Below are 18921 nucleotides of genomic sequence, written 5' to 3'. Positions count from 1 at the left end.
TCGGATACGGTGAAGATGCTGGTATCGTCGGGCTGGCTATCTGAAGCAGAGTGGCTGGCTGCGATGGTTAAAAACTGTGCGAATTACTGCGGTCGTGCACTTACTTTTGGTCGAGCCCTTCCCTCTAATGGCCGATAGACTTTATAGCTCCCTCCCTTTCAAGGGGAGGGAGCGTTCGTGCCGTGCGCCGGTCAGCGCTACTTGTACCCAACCCGATCCAATATCTTCTGCGCTGCGATCTGGTTGCGGCCGATTGCGCCGATGGGCACGTTCTCCGCCTTGAATTTCCCCATTGATTCGATGGCGGGGTTCTTCACCACCACAGTGGGTACCGCCGGCCATTCGTTGTTACCGTCGGCGAAATAGCCCTGGGCCTGGTCGCTGGCAAGGTATTCGAGGAACTTGATTGCGGCGTCGCGATGCGGCGCATTGCGCGCGACCGCCCCGCCCGACACATTGATATGCGTGCCCGAGGTTTGCTGGTTCGGCCAGATGAAGCCGACCTTGTTCATCGCCTCACGGTCTTCGGCTTTGGTCGAGCGCAGCATGCGGGCGTAGTAGTAGGAGTTGGCCAGCGTCACGCCACACTCCCCGGAGGCAACGCTCTTGATCTGGTCGGTGTCGCCACCGCGCGGCGGACGGGCGAAATTGCTGACCATGCCCTGCGCCCACTTTTCAGTGGCTGCTTCACCGCTGCGATGGACCATCGCGCCGATCAGGGACAGCATGTAGGGATGCGAGCCGGAACGGGTGCACACCTTCTTCCTGTTCTTCGGATCGGCCAGCGATTCGTAGGTCGATACATCCTCCGGCTTCACGCTGACCTTGTTGTAGACGATGATGCGAGCGCGGGTCGACAATCCGAACCATTGCGCGCCACGACCCTCGTCGCCGCCATGCAGGTTGGCCGGAATCCGCTCCTTCAGCAGCTTCGACTGCACCGGCTGGAACAAGCCTTCCGCTTCTGCCCGCCACAAGCGGGCTGCGTCCACCATCAGGATCACGTCGGCCGGGCTGCTCTTGCCCTCGGTCTTCAGGCGTTCGAACAGCGCGTTGTCGTCCGCTTCGATGCGGTTGATCCTGATGCCGGTCTGGCGGGTGAAGCCGGTGTAGAGCTGCTCGTCGGTCTGGTAATGACGCGCCGAATACAGGTTCAGCACATTTTCCTGTGCGCTGGCGGCACCGGTGATGGCGATCGCTGACAGCGCGAGCACCGCAGCGGAAATGCGTTTTGCCGGGAAGCTGGACATCGTTGTTCCTTTCTTGTTCGGGGACACAAAAATAATCATGGTTCAGTGTTGCCGCGCTCAGCGGGCCGCATTGGGTTCAGTGACAAAGCCGATCTTGAGCAGTCCACCGGCCTGCGCCGCAGCCATCAGCTGCGCGACGCGCTCGTAGGGCGTCTTGCGATCGGCGCGCAGGTGCAACTCGGGCTGCGGCGACTGCGCAGCCACCGCCACAATCCGGTCTTTCAGCGCCTGCTCGTCGACCACCGTACCGTCCCAGCTGATGTTGCCGTCAGCGGCGATGGAGACAGCCACATGAGCGGGTTTTACATCATTGGGCTGGCTGGCCGCACGCGGCAGATCAAGCTTGACCGCATGGTTGATGACCGGGATGGTGATGATGAAGATGATCAGAAGCACCAGCATGACGTCGACCAGCGGCGTCATGTTGATTTCCGACATCACGTCATCCTCGCTGTCGGCGGTGAACAGGCTCATGCCGACTCTCCCCTGGCGCGCAGGCTGACCACATTCTCCGGCTGGCCGACGCGCCCGCCGGTGACCAGGTAGGCATGCAAGTCGTGCGCGAAATTGGACAGGCGCGACAGCATCGTCTTGTTGCTGCGTACCAGTGCGTTGTAGCCAAGCACTGCAGGAATCGCCACCACCAGCCCGAAAGCAGTCATGATCAACGCCTCGCCCACCGGGCCGGCGACGCGGTCGATGCTGGCCTGCCCCGAGACGCCGATGCCGACCAGCGCGTGATAAATGCCCCATACCGTGCCGAACAGTCCAACGAAGGGCGCCGTGCTGCCGACCGATGCCAGGATCTGCAGCTTGCCCTGCAGCAGGCCGGTTGCATTCTCGACCGAACGTCGCAGGCAACTGGTGACCCACTCGCTGACGTTCAGCGCGCCGTGCAGGTCGTCCCGGCTCATCGCATGGTGGCGGGCGGCGTTGACGCCATCCTCGGCCAGCGCCCGGAACGGGTTGGCATTGCGGTCGGATCCGAGCTTTTGCATGCCTTCTTCCATGCTCTTGCTGTGCCAGAATTCGTCGGCCGCTGCCGTGGCTTGCCGCTGCAGGCGTATCAGGCCCAGGGCCTTGACGATCATCACGTACCAGGACAGCACCGACATCACCAGCAGCACGAGGGCTACCGTGCGGGTGACGGAATCGCCCTGTTGCCACAGGTTGGCTATGCCGTAGGGATTGTTCATCTGCTTTGCGCTCACTATATGTTTGATGAGAGTTGGTCAGGCGGCGCCGAAAATTCTCCGGTGCCGGCCTCAGTTCAGTTTGAATTCGATCGGCACCTGCACCCACTCGGCCACGGCGACATCGCCGCGGCGAGCCGGCACGAAGCGCCACTTGCGTACTGCCGTCATGGCGGCCTCGTTGAACAAGGGTGAGCCTGCCGGCTTGAATACCTGCACCTCGCCCGCGTTACCCTCCGCGGTCACCAGCACGCGCAGCACCACCCTGCCCTCCTCGCCGGCACGGCGCAGCATCGCGGGATAGACCGGCACCGGATTGCTGAGGTAGGCGGCGTTGTAGCGTGGCGGTGTGAGCTGAGGCTGCGCGGAAACCGGGGCCCCGGCCGCGGCAGTGGCCGACTGCGCGGGAGGCGGTGACGGTTCGGCGGCTGCCGCTGTAGCTGCGGACACTGCGGGCGATGCTGCTGTTGCAGATGTTGGTGCAGCTGCGGGCGCCTTTTCGGCAAGCGCCGGCCGCGGCGTCTCTTGCTTCGGATTAGGCGCCGGTTGTGGCTTTATCGTCGGAATCGGTGCTTTGGGCTGGGGCGGCTCCGGCCGCGCCACTGCCGGGCTGGGTGCGAGCATCGCCACCATCACCGCGGGCAAGGGCACGGGCGCGGTGGCATCAGGCGCGGCCATGCGGGTCGCCAGCATCCACAGGATGGCGATGTGCGTGACAGTAATCAGGGCCAGCAGGCCCGTCCGCGATGGCAGGGAAATATTCATTTTGCTTTGTGGCACAGGAGCCGCCTGGACAGACGATTTCGGGAGATCCCTTGTCGCTGGCCTTCTTCTGAATGCGAATGATAACACTTCTCATTTGGATTTTGGAAGCCCCATCCGAAGTGACCGACCAGGGCTCGTCCGCTTTCCGCCGACTTCCCCGTCCGGGCCGACCATGACGGCGGCATGCCAGGATGAAACCGTGATCCCCTCACCGGAATCTGGGCGCCAGATCAAACTCTTCCAAAAATGAGACTTCTGGGTAAATCGTCTCACTCCGCGGTAACGCGCCGGGTGCGCTTCACTCCTACACTCCATCCGTGATCAAATCCGTCAAGGATGCAAGGTGGAGCAAGGCAGAAAGGAAAAAGAAGCAGTAGCGGCGAGCACGCCATTCCTCGGCCGTTCCGTGGAACGGGTGGAAGATGCCGCCCTGCTGACCGGTCACGGCGTCTATGCCGATGATGCCGGCGTGAAGCCGGGCACGCTGCATGCCGCCATCGTGCGTTCCCCGCACGGCCATGCCCGCGTGCTGGAAATCGATGCGCGCGCTGCGCTGGCCGTTCCCGGTGTCCGCACGGTGCTGACCGGCGCCGATGTACGCCAGTGGTCCAATCCCTTTGTCGTCGGCGTCAAGCAGCCGATGGAGCACTGGTGCATCGCGATGGAAAAGGTGCGCTATGCGGGCGAGCCGGTGGCGGTGGTCGTGGCCGAAAACCGCTATATCGCGGAAGACGCCGCCGAACTGGTCAAGGTCAGTTACGAAGCGCTGGAGGCAGTGGTTGATCCGGAGCAGGCGGCCCAGGACGGCAGCCCGCTGCTGCATGAGGCCGTGGGCAGCAACGTCGTCAACGACCGTCACTTTGTATACGGACAGCCCGACCAGGCTTTCGCGGCAGCGGAAAAAGTGGTGTCGCTCAAGGTTCACTACCCGCGCAATACATGCACGCCGATCGAATGCTATGTGGTGCAGGCCGAATACCTGTCGGCCGACCTCGGCTATGACGTGTTTTCCAATTTCCAGGGCCCGTTTGCGCTGCATCCGGTGATGGCGCTGGCGCTGAAGGTGCCCGGGGCCAAGCTGCGCTTGCGCCTGCCGCGCGACTCCGGCGGCAGCTTCGGCGTCAAGCAAGGCGTCTTCCCTTATATCGTGCTGATGTGCATGGCCTCGCGCAAGGCCGGGGCGCCGGTGAAATGGGTTGAAGATCGCCTTGAACACCTGCAGGCTGCAACCTCGGCCACCAACCGCGTCACCACGCTTTCGGCCGCGGTCAACGCCCAGGGTGAAGTCAGCGCGCTCCGGTGGCAGCAGCTCGACGATTGCGGTGGCTACCTGCGCGCGCCGGAACCGGCGACCTTCTACCGCATGCACGGCATCCTGACCGGCGCTTATCGGATCCAGCACCTGGAGGTTCATAACCGGGTGGTGCTGACCAACAAGACCCCGGCCGGCCTGGTGCGCGGGTTCGGCGGACCCCAGGTGTATTTCGCGTTGGAACGGCTGATGCAAAGGATCGCGGTCGAACTCGACCTCGATCCGCTCGAAGTCATCCGCCGCAACCTGATCGCTGCCGATGCATTTCCCTATCGTGCCCCAGCCGGCGCCCTGGTCGACTCCGGCAACTACCAGCTGGCGCTGAAGCTGGCCGAGGAGCGCGGCGACCTGGCTGGATTGCGGCGGCGGCGCGACGAGGCGCGCAAGGCCGGGCGCCTGTATGGCATCGGTTACGCGGCAATCGTCGAGCCGTCGATCTCGAACATGGGCTACATCACCACCGCCCTGACCCCCGGGCAACGCGCCAAGGCCGGCCCGAAAGGCGGCGCCAATTCCAGCGCCACGGTCTCCGTCGATGCGCTCGGGGCGGTGAGCGTCGTGATCGCCTCGGCGCCGCAGGGCCAAGGCCACATGACGGTGTGCTCGCAGGTCGTCGCCGACGTGCTCGGCTTGCAGCCGCGCGAAATCATGGTCAATACCGAGCTCGACACGCAAAAGGATGCGTGGTCGATCGCTTCCGGCAATTATTCCAGCCGCTTCGCCGGTGCCGTGGCCGGCACCGTCCACCTGGCTGCGGTCAAGGTGCGCGACAAGCTGGCGCTGATCGCCGCCGACCTGTTCAAGGTGGCGCCGCAACAGATCGTGTTCGCCGGCGGCAAGGCCGGCGTGGCGGACGATCCGTCCCGCAGCATCGCCTTCCACCGGCTGGCCGGCGCCACCCACTGGTCACCCGGCTCGCTGCCGGAAGGCATGATGCCTGGCGTGCGCGAAACCGTGTACTGGTCGCCACCGGGGTTGGAGCCGCCGGACGAAAACGACATCATCAACAGTTCGCTTGCCTACGGCTTCGTGTTCGACATCTGCGGTGTCGAGATCGACCCGGCAAGCGGCCGCGTGCGCATCGACAAGTATGTCACCACCCATGATGCCGGCCGCATCTTGCATCCGGGCATGGCAGATGGCCAGGTGCGCGGATCGTTCGCACAGGCGGTCGGCGCGGCGCTGATGGAGGAGTTTGCCTATGGCGCCGACGGCAGCTTCCTGTCCGGCACCCTGGCCGACTACCTGCTGCCGACCGCGGTCGAAGTTCCCGACCCGCTGATCGTGCATCTGGAGACGCCCTCGCCCTTCACGCCGCTCGGCGCCAAGGGCCTGGCCGAAGGCAATAACATGAGCACGCCGGTTTGCATCGCCAACGCTGTGGCCGATGCCCTGGGCCAATCCGACATCCGCCTGCCGCTGACTCCAGCCCGGGTGATCGCCATGCTCGATCCACCCGATCCGCCGCCGCGCAGGCAAGCCGCACAAACCGCGCAAGCGGGCCATGCAGCGCCGGCCCCAGCCGTGTCCATGCCGGCCAGGCCACCCGGCGCCCGCACGCTGGCGATGCGCGGCCAGATCGAACTGGCAGCCACCCCGCAAGCGGTGTACGACGTGTTGCTCAATCCAGCCGTGCTGGCCAAGGTCATTCCCGGTTGCCATTCGCTGGAGCAGGTTGGCGAGAATCACTACCGTGCCGATATCACGCTAGGAATCGGCGTGGTCAAGGCGCGCTATGCAGCCGAGGTCCAGTTGTCCGACCTGCAGCCGCCGCACGCCCTGCGGCTGGCCGGCAGCGGCACCAGCAGCCTGGGCCAGGCCCAGGGCGCGGGCAGCGTGCGCCTGGAAGCAGTCGCCGGCGGCACCCTCCTTCACTACGACTATGACGTCGCCGTCGGCGGCAAGGTCGCCGCGGTGGGCTCCCGCATGCTGGAAGGCGCCGCCAAGATCATCCTGCGGCAACTGTTCGAACAACTCGGACGCCATGCTGCCGCGACAGAAAACACGGGAAGCGCAGCAGGGGCGCCCGATGCCCCTGCTGCGGCTGCTGCCGCAAAACCGGCGGGCCTGATTCAGCGCCTGCTGTCCCTGCTCGGAATCCGCTCATGAAACCCGCATCCTTCGATTACATCCGCATCGACAGCAGCGACGAAATCGCCGCCCTGCTGAACCAGGTCGGTTCCGACGGGCGCATCCTGGCCGGGGGCCAGTCGCTGATGGCGATGCTGAACATCCGGCTGGCCCAGCCGAAGGTGCTGCTCGATATCAGCCGCTGCGCCGACCTGAACTATGCCCGCATCGCCGACGGCCACCTGTGCATAGGCGCGGCAGCGACCCAGGCCAGCATCGAATGGCGGCCCGAGCTGGCGACGGAACTGCCGCTGCTGCACAAGGTGTTCCCGTGGATCTCGCATTTCCAGGTGCGCAACCGCGGCACCGTATGCGGCTCGGTCGCGCATGCAGATCCCAGCGCGGAATTGCCGCTGTGCCTGGTTGCCCTGCAGGGCAGCGTCGTGTTGCGCTCGGCCAGCGGCCGGCGGGTGCTGGCAGCCGAGCAATTCTTCCGTGGCATGCTCTCCACCGCACTCGAGCCCGGGGAGTTCGTCGAGGAGGTGCGCTTCCCGCTGCACCGGCCCGGCCATCGTCACGGCTTCAAGGAAGTGGCGATGCGCCATGGCGACTTTGCGCTGGTGGCGCTGGCCGCCACCATTACCCCGGATGCCATCGAACTGAGCGCCGGCGGTGTCGCCGACCGGCCGACCCGCATCCGCTGGCAGGTGAAGCCTGACGCGCTGGTCGGGTTCGACCTGGACGCCGCGCTGAACGATTTCAGCTGGTCGCTGGAAGCAGAAAGCGACACGCACGCCACCGCAGCCTACCGCCGCCACCTGGTGCGGCAACTGGGCCGGCAACTGATCATGGAGACTGCGCAATGAAGCGCCTGGAACGGGATGCAAGCCATCCGATCAACCTCACCCTGAACGGTGTTCAGTGCCGCGGGAACGCCGAGCCGCGCATGTTGCTGTCGGATTTCCTGCGCCACACGCTGGGCCAGACCGGCACCCATGTCGGCTGCGAACATGGCGTGTGCGGCGCCTGCACGGTCCGCATCGACGGCGTCGCCGCCCGCAGCTGCCTGACCCTGGCGGTGCAGGTGGATGGACGCCAGGTCGACACCGTGGAAGGCATCTCCGCACGCGACGAGGGACTGAACGACCTGCAGCAGGCATTCCGCCGCCATCACGCGCTCCAGTGCGGCTTTTGCACCGCCGGCATCCTGATGTCGTGCAGCGATTTCCTGGAACGCGTGCCCAGCCCGACTGAAGAACAAGTCCGCGAGATGCTGTCGGGCCATCTGTGCCGCTGCACTGGCTATACCCCGATCGTCAAGGCAGTGTTGGACGTTGCCGACGAGCGGAATAATAAAAAAAGGGGATCCGAAAATGCTTGATCTGGGACGCAGTTTCCTGGCATCGGTCGAACGCAATCCGGGCGCGACGGCGATCGTCGACGGCGATTGCCGGCTAAGCTACGAACAATGGTTCGCCAGCATACAAAACGTGGCCGCGGGGCTGGCCGGACTGGGATTGGGGCGCGGCGACCACATCGCAGTGATCTTGCAGAACCGCTGGGAAATGGCGACGCTGCACTGGGCCTGCCAGTTTACCGGTGTGATCATGACGCCGTTGAACTGGCGCGTGAAGCCGGACGAAATCGACTACTGCGCCAGCGATGCCGGCGCCCGCGTGCTGGTCTATCAGGACGCATCGGCCGAAGCGGTAGCGGAGTCATCGGTGGCTGGCAAGATGACCAGGATTGCGGTCGGCATCGATGCACCCGGCGACGTCCCCTTCGCGTCCTTGCTGGCCACCGCGGCCAAAGGCACGCTGCTGGAGGCAACGGCCGAGGACTGGTCCTTGATGCTTTACACCTCCGGCACCACCGGCAAGCCCAAGGGCGTGCCGCGGCGGCACCGCCATGAGCGCCACGCCGCCCTCGCCCACGTCGCCCAGAACCTGTACCGCTATGGCGAGCGCACGCTGGGCGTGATGCCGCTGTACCACACGATGGGCGTGCGTTCGCTGCTGTCCATGGCGCTGATCGACGGCCGTTTCGTCTGCGTGCCCCGCTTCGACCCGGCTGCCGTGCTGAAGTCGATTCCGGCCGAGGGCATCACCAATCTCTACCTGGTGCCGACGCTGTACCACGACGTGCTGGCGCATCCCGACGCCGCCGCCGCCGACCTCCGTTCCGTGCGCAAGCTGGGTTTCGCCGGCGCGCCGATGAACGAGGCGCTGGTGCACAAGCTGGTGGATCGCTTCAAGCCGGAGCTGTTCGTGAACCACTACGGATCGTCAGAGGTGTACACCTTCACCATCGACCAGAGCGCCGCCGAAAAACCTGGCAGCGCGGGCCGCGCCGGAATCAACCAGCGCATCCGCGTCATCAAGCTCGAAAATTTCGACGTCGAGAAGCGCGCCGAGGTCGGCGAAGAAGGCCAGATCATCTGCGACATGGCGAGCGAGGAGTCCTTCGAAGGCTACTGGAACCGCCCCGACGCCAATGCCAAATCGCTGCACCAGGGCTGGTACTTCACCGGCGACACCGGTTATGTCGATGCGCAAGGCGACCTGTTCGTGACCGGCCGGGTGGACGACATGATGATCAGCGGCGGCGAAAATATCTCGCCGGTGGAAATCGAAAGCATGCTGTCGCTGCACCCGGCGGTGGATGAAGTTGCCGTGGTCGGCCTGCCCGACGAACGCTGGGGCCAGCGCGTCACCGCCTTCATCAAGCGCAGCGCGCCGGTGACCGGCGAGGAACTCAATGAGCATTGCGTGAGTTCCGGCCTGGCCAACTTCAAGCGCCCGCGCGGCTATGTGTTCGTGCGCGAAGTGCCGCGCTCGCCGGTCGGCAAGCTGTTGCGCCGCAAGCTGCTGTCCAACGAATACGAAGCTGAAAACTGAACCGATAACGGGGGATGCGCACGCGCTTTCCCTTCTGCCATAATCTCCGCCACGGAGCGGATACGCCAACAACGAATATAAACAAGGAACAAGGAGTTCTCATGAGTCAGTTGAAACACCCCGCCCAGTCGATGCTGGAAAACCTGAACGGATTTTCCGTGGTCATCGATGCCGCCCGCGAACGCGCCGATATCATCCTTGACCGCCCGCCCTTCAACATCATCCTGATGCCGCAGCGCGACCAATTGCGCCTGGTGTTCGAGGCGCTGGATGAAGATCCTTCGGTGCGAGTGATCGTGGTACGCGCGGCGGGAGAGCATTTCTCCAGCGGCGGCGATATCAAGGGCTTCATGGAAGCATCGCCCGAGCACGTGTCCAAGCTGGCCTGGAATATCGCGGCGCCGACGCGCTGCTCGAAGCCGGTGATCGCCGCCAACCGCGGCTATTGCTTCGGCGTCGGCTTTGAACTGTCGCTGGCCTGCGATTTCCGTATTGCGAGCGAAACCACGCTGTACGCGCTGCCCGAGCAGAAGCTGGGCCAGATCCCGGGTTCCGGCGGATCGGCCCGGCTGCAGAAAATGGTCGGCATCACCCGCACCAAGGACATCGTGATGCGCTCGCGCCGCATTCCGGGCAAGCAGGCCTATGACTGGGGTGTCGCGACCGAATGCGTGCCGGATGCCGAACTCGAAGCCGCGACCGACCGCCTGGTTGACGAGCTGCGCGGTTTCTCGCCGCTGGCCCAGCGCACCGCCAAGAAGATGTTGAACGATACCGAAGATTCGCCGCTGTCGATCGCCATCGAACTCGAAGGCCATTGCTATAGCCGGCTGCGCCAGTCGCAGGATTTCAAGGAAGGCGTCGAAGCTTTCCACGGCAAGCGCCCCCCGAAATTCGAGGGCAAATAGATCCAGGAAAAATCCGCTGCAAGCAGTACACAATAATTCATAAAACAGAGGAGACATCGATGGACAAACCATTGCGCAAGGGTCGCAGGCTGCTGGTCGCCACAAGCTTCGCCACAGCCTGCGTTGCCGCCGGCATCGCCATGCTGCCGGCGGCGCCCGCCATCGCACAGGAACTGGCTGAAGTAAAGGTCGGCACCAACGGCGTGGTCAGCGACGCCCCATTCTTCATCGCCAATCGCAAGGGTTATTTCAAGGAACAGGGGATACGCATCACCCTGGTTCCCTTTGATGCCGGCCCCAAGATGATCGCGCCTCTGGGCACCGGCCAGCTCGATGCTGCCGCCGGCGCCATGTCGGCCGGCTTGTACAACGCCGCCGCTCGCGGCATCAACATCAAGGTTGTCGCGGACAAGGGATCGGTCGAGCCGGGTTACGACTACATGCCGATCCTGGTGCGCAAGGCGCTGGTCGACAGCGGCAAGGTCAAGAGCTTCGCCGACCTCAAGGGTCTGAAGGTTGCCGAAGCGGCCAAGGGCGGTTCGCCCGGCTCCAAGCTCAACGAGGCGCTGAAAAGCGCCGGCCTGGGCTACAAGGATGTCCAGCACGAGTACATGGGCTATCCGCAACATGTGACGGCCTTGTCCAATGGCGCAGTGGATGCGTCAGTAACGACCGAGCCATCGGCCACCCGGGCAGTCGAGGGCGGCATTGCGGTGAAGATCTCGACCGACAAGGCCTATGGCGACCAGCAGGTGGCAGTACTGCTGTACGGCGGCGATTTCATCAAGAAGAGGCCGGAGCTGGCGGGCAAATTCATGATCGCCTACCTGAAGGGTGCACGCTTCTACAACGACGCGCTGAAGGACGGCAAGTTCGCCGGCCCCAATGCCGCCGAGCTGATCTCGATGCTGACCGTCGACACCAACGTCAAGGACCCCGAGTTGTACAAGAAGATGGTGCCCAGCGCCGTCGACCCGAATGGCAAGCTCAATGACGCCAGCCTGAAGAAAGATTTCGCGTTCTACAAGGATCAGGGCTACCTTGAAGGCAGCGTCACGGTCGACCAGGTGGTGGACAGGTCTTTTGCCGAAGCCGCTGTCAAGGCGCTCGGCCCCTACAAAGCAAAGTAACGGGACTCCAGATTGAACTACGCTTCTGATGCACCAGCCGCAATAACGGCTGCAAGCTCGGCTGCAGGCGCAGCCACAAGCGCCCAGCCCAAGATTTCGCTGCGTAACGTAAGCAAGCATTTCGACACGCGCGATGGCCTGTTCACGGCCGTCGACGACATGACGCTGGATATTGCCGCTGGTTCGTTTTTCGTCATCGTCGGCCCCAGCGGCTGCGGCAAGACCACCCTGATCCGCATGCTCGGCGGACTGGAACAACCTAGCAGTGGCAGCATGGAGATCCGCGCCGAGCGGCCGGGCAAGCCGCTCAATTCAATGATCTTCCAGGGCGATTCCATCTTCCCCTGGATGACCGTGTGGGACAACGCCGCTTACGGCTTGCGCATGCGCGGCGCGCCCAAGGCCGAGATCCGCGAGGTGGTCGGCCATTACCTGGACAAGACCGGACTGACGCGTTTCGCCGACCGTTATCCCCATCAGCTTTCCGGCGGCATGAAGCAAAGGGTATCGATCGCCCGCGCTTTCGCCAATGACCCCGAAGTGCTGCTGATGGACGAGCCGTTCTCGGCGCTCGATGAGCAGAACAAGACCCTGCTGCAGGAGGAAGTCCTGCGCATCTGGGATGAGGACAAGAAGACCGTCGTCTTCATCACCCACAGCGTCGATGAAGCCGTCACGCTGGGCGACCGGATCATGGTCATGTCTGCCCACCCCGGACGTATCAAGGCATTGATCGATGTGCCGTTCGAGCGGCCCCGCAACGTGCTGGAACTGCGTGCCCAGCCGGCATATGGCGAGATGGTGTACGGGATCTGGAGCCATCTGCGTGATGAGGTTCGCCGCGCCAAGGAACAAGAAGAGGCACGAGCATGAGCCGCATATCGAAAACAAGTGAACGCCTGATTGCCCTGGCGTCGCCGCTGGCGCTGCTGCTGGCATGGGAGGTCGCCGCACGCACCGGCGGGATCGACACCCGCTTCTTTCCGGCCCCCACCGTGATCGGGCAAAAAGCGTTGACGATGGCAGCGTCCGGCGAATTGTGGGAGCACCTGTCGGCCAGCCTGTTGCGGCTGCTGCTGGGCTCGCTGCTGGGCGGCATACCGGCGCTGGCGCTGGGCATCCTGATGGGACTGTACCGTCCGATCCGGGTCGCGATCGATCCACTGATCGCCGCCACCTATCCGATACCGAAGAGCGCGATCCTGCCGCTGATCCTGCTGATTTTCGGCCTCGGCGAATCCTCCAAGATCGTGATGGTGGCGCTCGGCGTGTTCTTCCCGGTGGTGATCAACACCCTGACCGGCGTGCTGCAGATCGATCGCATCTATCTCGACGTCGGCAAGAACTTCGGCGCCAGCCGCTGGCAGACCTTCCGCACCATCGCCCTGCCCGGCGCGATGCCGTCGATCATGGCCGGCATCAAGCTCGGCGTCGGCATGGGACTGATCCTGATCGCGATCGCCGAGATGGTCGGGGCCAAGACCGGCATCGGCTTCATGATCTGGGACGCATGGCAGGTGCTGTCGGTCGAGATCATGTACGTCGGCCTTGTCATGATCGCCATCCTCGGATTCCTGATCACCTTGCTGTTGAATGAAGTTGAAATGCTGGTACTGCCCTGGAGACGCGACCGCTGAGAGGCGGGCGCACCGGATTTATTCTGATAATCACAAAATGGAGAGACAAATGAATACACGCGGACATCAACTCACATTGCTGGCAGCGCTGGTCGGCGCCGCCTTCTGCACGTCGGCCGCAGCACAGACCGGCCCGATCAAGATCGGCGTGGTCACGCCGCTGTCCGGCACCTACGCCAGCATCGGACAGCAGGTGAAATGGGGCCTGGAGCTGGCGACCAAGGAAGTCAACGCCGCCGGCGGCATCATGGGCCGCAAGATCGAGCTGCTGTTCGAGGACGAAGAAGCCAATCCGGCCGTCGCCACCCAGAAAGCAGAGAAGCTGTTCCAGTCGGCCAAGGTCGATTTCCTGACCGGTACCGTCAACTCCGGTTCGACGCTGGCAGTGGGCCAGGTCGCCGAGCGCAACAGCCGCCTGATCGCGACCACGGTCTCCTTCTCGGACGCCATCACGGGCGACAAATGCTCGCCCAACGTGTTCCGCGTGAATGCCAAGGCAGGACAGCAGTCGGCAGCGCTGGCAGCATGGCTGGCCAAGGAAAAGCCGGGCGCCAAGGTGTTCTACCTTGGCCCGGACTATGAAATGGGCCGCAGCACGGTTGCCGCCTTCAAGGCTGCTGCCGAGAAGGCCGGCGCCAAGAGCGTAGGCGAAGTGTTCCCGCCGCTCGACAGCAAGGACTACTCGCCGTTCTTCGGGCAATTGCGCGCAGCCCGGCCTGACGTGGTGTACACCTCGGTAGCAGGCAACGACACGGTGCGCCTGCTCACGCAGATGAGTGAATACGGCGTGCTGAAAGGCATGACGCTGGTATCCGCCTCGGGCACCGTGACCTCCCAGAACGTGAAGGCAATCGGCGCCGCCGCTGAAGGCCTGGTAACCGGCGTGGGCTATTCGATCGACCTCGATACCCCGGAAAACAAGAAGTTCGTTGCCGCCTTCAATGCTGCCAACAAGGCTGCGCCCGACCTGTACGGCGCCGACTCCTACGGCGTGATCTATTTCTACAAGGCCGCCGTTGAAAAGGCCAAGAGCACCGACACCGACAAACTGCGTGCTGCGATGCGCGGGCTGGAATGGATGACGCCTCAAGGCAAGAAGCAGATGCGCGCCGGCGACCACCAGGCCATGCAGGAAATGTACGCTCTGCGCATGACCGGTGGCCAGTTCAAGCCGATCAGCAAGGTGCCGGCCGACCAGGCAATCGGCCCCGATACCTGCACACGCTTCTAAGTCACGCTACTAAGGCAAGGGGTTTAACCGCAACATGGCTGCTTTCATCGACTGGCTGCAATTCGTACTTGCGCCGCAGGTCGCCAACGGGCTGTCCATCGGGGTCGCAGTGATCCTGATGGCGCTCGGACTGACGATCATTTTCGGGCTGCTGGACGTGATCAACATGGCGCACGGCGAGTTTTACGCGCTGGGCGCCTATGTTGGCCTTTCGATGGCCGCCATGGGGGCGCCGTTCTGGCTCCTGCTGGTGCTGGTGCCGCTGACCATGGCGGTCATCGGCTACGGTGCCGAGCGACTGCTGATCCAGAGGGTATTCCACCAGAAGGACCGGCACATGCTGACCCTGCTGCTGACCTTTGGACTGGCGATCGTGCTGGAGGATGTCTACAAGCTGATCTGGGGGCCGCAGGCAATCAAGCCGGAGTCCCCGATCACCGGCGGCAGCGAGATCCTCGGGGTATTCCTGCCGAACTATCGGCTGTTCCTGATTGCCATCGGCAGCGCAATCATCGTTGCAGTCTGGCTGGTGGTGTACCGCACCAGACTGGGCGCGATGGTGCGCGCTGCCGCGTTCGACAAGAACATGGCGTCGTCGCTCGGGGTGCCGGTTACCCAGGTCTACGCCGGCGCATTCGCGTTCGGCGTGGCACTGGCGGGACTGTCGGGCGTGCTGCTGGCGCCGCTGTATTCGATGTTCCCAACCATGGGCAAGGATTTCATCCTGATGGCGTTCTCGGTGGTGATCGTCGGCGGACTGGGCAGCATTACCGGCGCCGTGGTGGCCGGCCTGGTGCTGACGCAGATCCAGACCATCGCCAGCCTTTTCATTTCGCCTTCGTGGGCCGATCCGCTGGTGTTCGGGATCATGGTTGCGGTGCTGATGGTGCGGCCACAGGGCATGTTCGGGAGGCTCGGTCATGGCTGACGCAATCCTCGCTCAACAAGCGGGCGCCGCTGCTGGCGTCCTGCCCGCCCGCAATGCCGTGCAGGAAAGCGAGAGCTCGGTGCGCCGCGCGTCGCGGCTGCTGGCGGTCGTGTTCATCCTGATCGGCCTTCTGTTCGCAGGTGCTGCCTGGGTCAGCGGCGACACATTTTTCTTCCGGCTGGCTACCGAGGCGCTGATCTACGGCGGCTTCGCGATGAGCGTGGACCTGCTGCTGGGGTTCACCGGCTTGCTGTCGCTGGGGCATGCGCTGTTCTTCGGCCTCGGCGCCTACGTTGCGGGGCTGGTGCTCAAGGAACTGACGCCATCGTTCTGGCTGGCGCTGCTGGTGGTGGCGGTGGCGGCGACGCTGATTGGCGCGCTCGCCGGCTTCATCGCGATCAAGGCGCGCGGCGTCTACTTCGCGCTGATCACCTTCGGCCTGGCCGAGGTCGTGGCCAAGGCGGTGTTCAACACCCGCGAGATCGGCGGCTCGGACGGCATCATCGGCATCCCGGTGGTCAAGGCCAACTTCCTGCTGTTCTCGGTCGATGCGGCCAACCCGCTGGGCTTCTTCCTGCTGGTGCTGGCCATGGTCATGGGCATGTATTTCCTGCTGGCCTATTTGCTGGATACGCCGTTCGGGCGGCTGATGAAGGCGGTGCGGGCCAATGAAACCCGGGTGCCCTTCCTTGGCTTCCATGCCGGCCGCGTCAAGCTGGTGGCCTTCATCCTGGCTGCCAATGTCGCCGCGCTGTCCGGTGCGCTGTATCCCATGCTGCGCGGCTTCGTTTCGCCGGAACTGCTGTACTTCCAGACCTCGGGCAATGCAGTCATCACCGTCATCGTCGGCGGACTCGGCACGCTGATCGGCCCGCTCTATGGCAGCGTGCTGCTGACCGGCCTGAAATCGGTGCTGGGCACTTACACCGAACATCACCTGATCGTGATCGGCGTGCTGTTCATGCTGTCGGTGATCTTTTTCCCCAAGGGCCTGATCGGTTATCTCCATCCGCGCCTGGCTGCATGGCTGGCGCGGCGCAAGGCAAGTCAATGAGCAAAACTGACACCATCCTCGAAGTCGAGGGCCTGACCGTACGCTTCGGCGGCCTGGTTGCCGTCAACGACGTCAGCTTCCGTGCGCAGCGCGGCCATATCACCTCCGTCATCGGGCCCAACGGCGCCGGCAAGAGCACGCTGTTCAACCTGGTCAGCGGCGCCATCCGGCCGTCGTCCGGGCGGGTGCGCTTCAATGGCGATGACGTCACCGGCTACAGCCCCAATGCGCTGCTGCGCAAGGGACTCTCGCGCTCGTTCCAGATCACCAACCTGTTCGCCGAGTTGTCGGTCTATGAAAACCTGCGGCTGGCAGCGCAGGCGCTGGAGCCGGCCAGCCTGCTGGCGCTGCCGCTGGGACGAAGCACACGCGCAGTGGAACGGGCGGACGAACTGATCACCCGTTTCGGGCTCGCTTCCAAGGCCGGCGAGATTGCGGGCACCTTGTCGCACGGCGAACAGCGCCGGCTCGAGATAGCCGTAGCATTGGCGTCGAAGCCGCAAATGCTGCTGCTGGACGAACCGACCCAGGGCATGTCGCACAGCGACACTGCCCAGGTGGCGCAGTTGATACGCGAACTGGCGCAGGGCGACCTGTCGGTGCTGCTGGTCGAGCACGATGTCGCGCTGGTGATGGATTTGTCGGACCATGTCGTGGTGCTGAACCAGGGCGCACGGCTGGCCGAGGGCACGCCGCAGGATGTGCGTGCCAATCCGGCCGTGCAGGCAGCCTACTTCGGCACGGAGAAAGTGGATCATGCTTGAACTGAACAACCTCAACACGCATTACGGCCTGAGCCATGTATTGCAGGGCGTCGACCTGGTCGTCAAGCCGGGCGAAGTGGTCGGCCTGTTCGGCCGCAACGGCGTCGGCAAGACCACGGTCATGAAGTCGATCGCAGGATGGCTCAAGCCGTCCGCCGGGAGCATCAGTCTCGACGGCGTCGATCTTGGCAGCCTGAGCCCGGACCGGATTGCCCGCATGGGCGTGGGCTTCGTGCCGGAAGACCGCCGCATTTTCCCCGGCCTGACCGTCGAGGAAAACCTGAGCCTGGGACTGTTGCAGCACCCCGGCCGCTCACGCGCGCAAGAGCGCGACGCGCTGGAATCCACCTTCAAACGTTTTCCGCGCCTGCAGGAACGCCGGCGCCAGGCCGGCACCACCCTGTCGGGCGGCGAACAGCAGATGCTGGCGGTGGCGCGCGTGCTGGTCGGCGCGCCGCGCCTGGTCCTGATCGACGAACCGACCGAGGGACTGGCGCCGATGATCGTGGACGAGATCTTCGCGATCATCGAGAACCTGCGCGAGGAAGGCATGGGCGTGCTGCTGGTCGAGCAGAACGTCCACCGTGCGATCAAGGTGTCGGACCGTTTCTATGCCTTGGAGCGGGGCCAGGTCATCTTCAGCGGCGATGCCAGCTCGGCCAGCGACCGCGAACGATTGATGGCCGCGATCTCGCTCTGATCGAGCCGGCCCTGTTGCGCCTCGTACAGGTCGACCACGCGCCGATACTGGCTGGGCGCAATTCCCAGATGTTGCTGGAAAAAGCGGGTGAAGTGGCTCTGGGCTGAAAAGCCCAGGCGCTGCGAGATCGAACACAGCGTATCGTCGCTGCAGGCCAGGCTGGAGATGGCATCCTCCATGCGCAGCACATTCGAATAAACATGCGGCGTGACGGCAGTGCACTGCTGGAACAGCTTGAAGAAATGTGCACGCGACAGGCACGCTTCGCTCGCCAGCCGGTCGACATTCAGTTCCCCACCCATGTTGTCGCGCATCAGCGTGATCGCGCGCCGGATCCGGCGATCCTGCACCAGTTGCGGGCGGGTCGCCCCCACCAGATCGAAGCTGCGCCATTCGGAGAAGGCATCGATCACCGACATCATCAGGTTTGACAGCGACACTTCGAGCTGTTCTTCCCTGAAGTGTTCGCCACACATCATCTGCATCGCCAGCTCATTGGCCAGCCGGCGGATATGCGGAGAGATCTCCACGCAGGGACGGCGGAAGAATCCGGGATGGGCGCTGGAAGTGAGCTTGCTCTCGATTGCCCCAAGCCAGATCGGCTCGATGTAAAGCGCCAGGATCTGCGTGCGCGGCGCATCCGGGTTCTGGTGCGCATAACAATGCGGCTCCCAGCTGTTGACCAGCACCGCAGTGTTGTCCGCCAAGGGCTGCAACTGGTCGCGCACCGAAAAAAACGTATCCGCGCCGCTGGCCTTGAGCAACACATGGCACTGCGAATGGGCGTGCGTCACCAGTGGCCCGTCCATGTCGAGGAGAGCCACCCTGCCGAACTTGCCCTGGAAAATACGAATGGCAGTGGACATTGTGCGCGTTAGCTATTGCTTAGCTATTGATCGGATGCTGCATTGCAGAGGCGGAGTCAACCGCACGAGCGTGCCATCTTATCTGTAAACCACGACACCGTGGGCAGCAGATGTGCTGCGCCGCAGCAGCGCGCGGCCTCAGTAATGGTTTCTACCGGGCATGCTTAATGCATTGTCGATTCCCAGGCAATCGGACTCACCAAAATCTTGCCAGGA

18 protein-coding genes are annotated in these 18921 nt (G+C 63.8%); 13 read left to right on the top strand and 5 right to left on the bottom strand.

All coding sequences use genetic code 11. The features are described from left to right. Positions 1 to 197 precede the first annotated feature (197 nt). The 4 genes from FVE66_RS06855 to FVE66_RS06840 all read right to left on the bottom strand — a co-directional run bounded on the left by FVE66_RS06855 (position 198) and on the right by FVE66_RS06840 (position 3208). The gene (locus FVE66_RS06855; protein ID WP_151446665.1) at positions 198 to 1250 is read right to left on the bottom strand and encodes an extracellular solute-binding protein; all 1053 of its coding nucleotides are present in this window, start codon (positions 1248 to 1250) and stop codon (positions 198 to 200) included. Between the two features lie 57 nt (positions 1251 to 1307). Further along, positions 1308 to 1724 (bottom strand): ExbD/TolR family protein, encoded by a 417-nt coding sequence (locus FVE66_RS06850; protein WP_151446664.1) that lies wholly within the window; start codon positions 1722 to 1724, stop codon positions 1308 to 1310. Continuing rightward, positions 1721 to 2446: a MotA/TolQ/ExbB proton channel family protein gene (locus FVE66_RS06845; protein WP_151446663.1), complete on the bottom strand. Its 726-nt coding sequence runs from the start codon at positions 2444 to 2446 to the stop codon at positions 1721 to 1723. Before FVE66_RS06845 ends, FVE66_RS06850 begins: the two co-directional genes overlap by 4 nt. Positions 2447 to 2515: 69 nt before the next feature. Next, positions 2516 to 3208 carry an energy transducer TonB gene (locus FVE66_RS06840; protein ID WP_151446662.1) on the bottom strand — a complete coding sequence of 231 codons (693 nt, stop codon included), beginning with the start codon at positions 3206 to 3208 and terminating at the stop codon, positions 2516 to 2518. Between the two features lie 343 nt (positions 3209 to 3551). Between FVE66_RS06840 and FVE66_RS06835 the strand changes: the two genes are divergently transcribed. The 13 genes from FVE66_RS06835 (at position 3552) to FVE66_RS06775 (ending at position 17839) form a co-directional block, all read left to right on the top strand. Continuing rightward, positions 3552 to 6629: a xanthine dehydrogenase family protein molybdopterin-binding subunit gene (locus tag FVE66_RS06835; protein WP_241673062.1), complete on the top strand. Its 3078-nt coding sequence runs from the start codon at positions 3552 to 3554 to the stop codon at positions 6627 to 6629. Further along, positions 6626 to 7456: an FAD binding domain-containing protein gene (locus FVE66_RS06830; protein ID WP_151446661.1), complete on the top strand. Its 831-nt coding sequence runs from the start codon at positions 6626 to 6628 to the stop codon at positions 7454 to 7456. The genes FVE66_RS06835 and FVE66_RS06830 overlap by 4 nt, the downstream gene beginning before the upstream one ends. Beyond that, positions 7453 to 7971: a (2Fe-2S)-binding protein gene (locus tag FVE66_RS06825; RefSeq protein ID WP_151446660.1), complete on the top strand. Its 519-nt coding sequence runs from the start codon at positions 7453 to 7455 to the stop codon at positions 7969 to 7971. The genes FVE66_RS06830 and FVE66_RS06825 overlap by 4 nt, the downstream gene beginning before the upstream one ends. Next, entirely contained in the window at positions 7964 to 9487 is a 1524-nt protein-coding gene (locus FVE66_RS06820) for an AMP-binding protein (RefSeq protein WP_151446659.1), read from the top strand. The genes FVE66_RS06825 and FVE66_RS06820 overlap by 8 nt, the downstream gene beginning before the upstream one ends. A gap of 101 nt (positions 9488 to 9588) precedes the next feature. Beyond that, a complete protein-coding gene (locus FVE66_RS06815; RefSeq protein ID WP_151446658.1) occupies positions 9589 to 10395 on the top strand; it encodes an enoyl-CoA hydratase/isomerase family protein in 807 nt (268 codons plus the stop codon). Between the two features lie 59 nt (positions 10396 to 10454). Beyond that, positions 10455 to 11525, top strand: a complete 1071-nt coding sequence (locus FVE66_RS06810) for an ABC transporter substrate-binding protein (RefSeq protein WP_151446657.1) — start codon at positions 10455 to 10457, stop codon at positions 11523 to 11525. 12 nt (positions 11526 to 11537) lie between these two features. Further along, on the top strand, positions 11538 to 12398 hold the full coding sequence (locus tag FVE66_RS06805; RefSeq protein ID WP_241673061.1) for an ABC transporter ATP-binding protein: 861 nt from the start codon (positions 11538 to 11540) through the stop codon (positions 12396 to 12398). Further along, on the top strand, positions 12395 to 13162 hold the full coding sequence (locus FVE66_RS06800) for an ABC transporter permease (RefSeq protein WP_151446656.1): 768 nt from the start codon (positions 12395 to 12397) through the stop codon (positions 13160 to 13162). Before FVE66_RS06805 ends, FVE66_RS06800 begins: the two co-directional genes overlap by 4 nt. 49 nt (positions 13163 to 13211) lie before the next feature. Beyond that, positions 13212 to 14393 carry an ABC transporter substrate-binding protein gene (locus tag FVE66_RS06795; protein WP_151446655.1) on the top strand — a complete coding sequence of 394 codons (1182 nt, stop codon included), beginning with the start codon at positions 13212 to 13214 and terminating at the stop codon, positions 14391 to 14393. Between the two features lie 34 nt (positions 14394 to 14427). Continuing rightward, complete coding sequence (locus FVE66_RS06790; RefSeq protein ID WP_151446654.1) at positions 14428 to 15321, top strand: branched-chain amino acid ABC transporter permease; 894 nt, start codon at positions 14428 to 14430, stop codon at positions 15319 to 15321. Beyond that, the gene (locus tag FVE66_RS06785; RefSeq protein WP_151446653.1) at positions 15314 to 16375 is read left to right on the top strand and encodes a branched-chain amino acid ABC transporter permease; all 1062 of its coding nucleotides are present in this window, start codon (positions 15314 to 15316) and stop codon (positions 16373 to 16375) included. Before FVE66_RS06790 ends, FVE66_RS06785 begins: the two co-directional genes overlap by 8 nt. Then, complete coding sequence (locus FVE66_RS06780; RefSeq protein WP_151446652.1) at positions 16372 to 17139, top strand: ABC transporter ATP-binding protein; 768 nt, start codon at positions 16372 to 16374, stop codon at positions 17137 to 17139. The genes FVE66_RS06785 and FVE66_RS06780 overlap by 4 nt, the downstream gene beginning before the upstream one ends. Next, entirely contained in the window at positions 17132 to 17839 is a 708-nt protein-coding gene (locus FVE66_RS06775; RefSeq protein WP_151446651.1) for an ABC transporter ATP-binding protein, read from the top strand. The genes FVE66_RS06780 and FVE66_RS06775 overlap by 8 nt, the downstream gene beginning before the upstream one ends. Here the strand turns inward: FVE66_RS06775 and FVE66_RS06770 are convergent. Continuing rightward, positions 17749 to 18705 (bottom strand): helix-turn-helix domain-containing protein, encoded by a 957-nt coding sequence (locus tag FVE66_RS06770; protein ID WP_151446650.1) that lies wholly within the window; start codon positions 18703 to 18705, stop codon positions 17749 to 17751. The two genes, FVE66_RS06775 and FVE66_RS06770, sit on opposite strands and share 91 nt — an antisense overlap. Positions 18706 to 18921: the final 216 nt, after the last annotated feature.

It is taken from the genome of Lacisediminimonas profundi (assembly GCF_008831265.1).
Classification (GTDB): Bacteria; Pseudomonadota; Gammaproteobacteria; order Burkholderiales; family Burkholderiaceae_D; genus Lacisediminimonas; species Lacisediminimonas profundi.
Note: the sequence above shows the minus strand (reverse complement) of the source record. Positions and strands in the feature narration are given on the sequence as shown.

Coding starts and splice junctions, on each gene's coding strand:
- FVE66_RS06855 (WP_151446665.1), bottom strand. CDS start 1,250: ATGTCCAGCTTCCCGGCAAAACGCATTTCCGCTGCGGTGCTCGCGCTG.
- FVE66_RS06850 (WP_151446664.1), bottom strand. CDS start 1,724: ATGAGCCTGTTCACCGCCGACAGCGAGGATGACGTGATGTCGGAAATC.
- FVE66_RS06845 (WP_151446663.1), bottom strand. CDS start 2,446: ATGAACAATCCCTACGGCATAGCCAACCTGTGGCAACAGGGCGATTCC.
- FVE66_RS06840 (WP_151446662.1), bottom strand. CDS start 3,208: ATGAATATTTCCCTGCCATCGCGGACGGGCCTGCTGGCCCTGATTACT.
- FVE66_RS06830 (WP_151446661.1), top strand. CDS start 6,626: ATGAAACCCGCATCCTTCGATTACATCCGCATCGACAGCAGCGACGAA.
- FVE66_RS06825 (WP_151446660.1), top strand. CDS start 7,453: ATGAAGCGCCTGGAACGGGATGCAAGCCATCCGATCAACCTCACCCTG.
- FVE66_RS06820 (WP_151446659.1), top strand. CDS start 7,964: ATGCTTGATCTGGGACGCAGTTTCCTGGCATCGGTCGAACGCAATCCG.
- FVE66_RS06815 (WP_151446658.1), top strand. CDS start 9,589: ATGAGTCAGTTGAAACACCCCGCCCAGTCGATGCTGGAAAACCTGAAC.
- FVE66_RS06810 (WP_151446657.1), top strand. CDS start 10,455: ATGGACAAACCATTGCGCAAGGGTCGCAGGCTGCTGGTCGCCACAAGC.
- FVE66_RS06800 (WP_151446656.1), top strand. CDS start 12,395: ATGAGCCGCATATCGAAAACAAGTGAACGCCTGATTGCCCTGGCGTCG.
- FVE66_RS06795 (WP_151446655.1), top strand. CDS start 13,212: ATGAATACACGCGGACATCAACTCACATTGCTGGCAGCGCTGGTCGGC.
- FVE66_RS06790 (WP_151446654.1), top strand. CDS start 14,428: ATGGCTGCTTTCATCGACTGGCTGCAATTCGTACTTGCGCCGCAGGTC.
- FVE66_RS06785 (WP_151446653.1), top strand. CDS start 15,314: ATGGCTGACGCAATCCTCGCTCAACAAGCGGGCGCCGCTGCTGGCGTC.
- FVE66_RS06780 (WP_151446652.1), top strand. CDS start 16,372: ATGAGCAAAACTGACACCATCCTCGAAGTCGAGGGCCTGACCGTACGC.
- FVE66_RS06775 (WP_151446651.1), top strand. CDS start 17,132: ATGCTTGAACTGAACAACCTCAACACGCATTACGGCCTGAGCCATGTA.
- FVE66_RS06770 (WP_151446650.1), bottom strand. CDS start 18,705: ATGTCCACTGCCATTCGTATTTTCCAGGGCAAGTTCGGCAGGGTGGCT.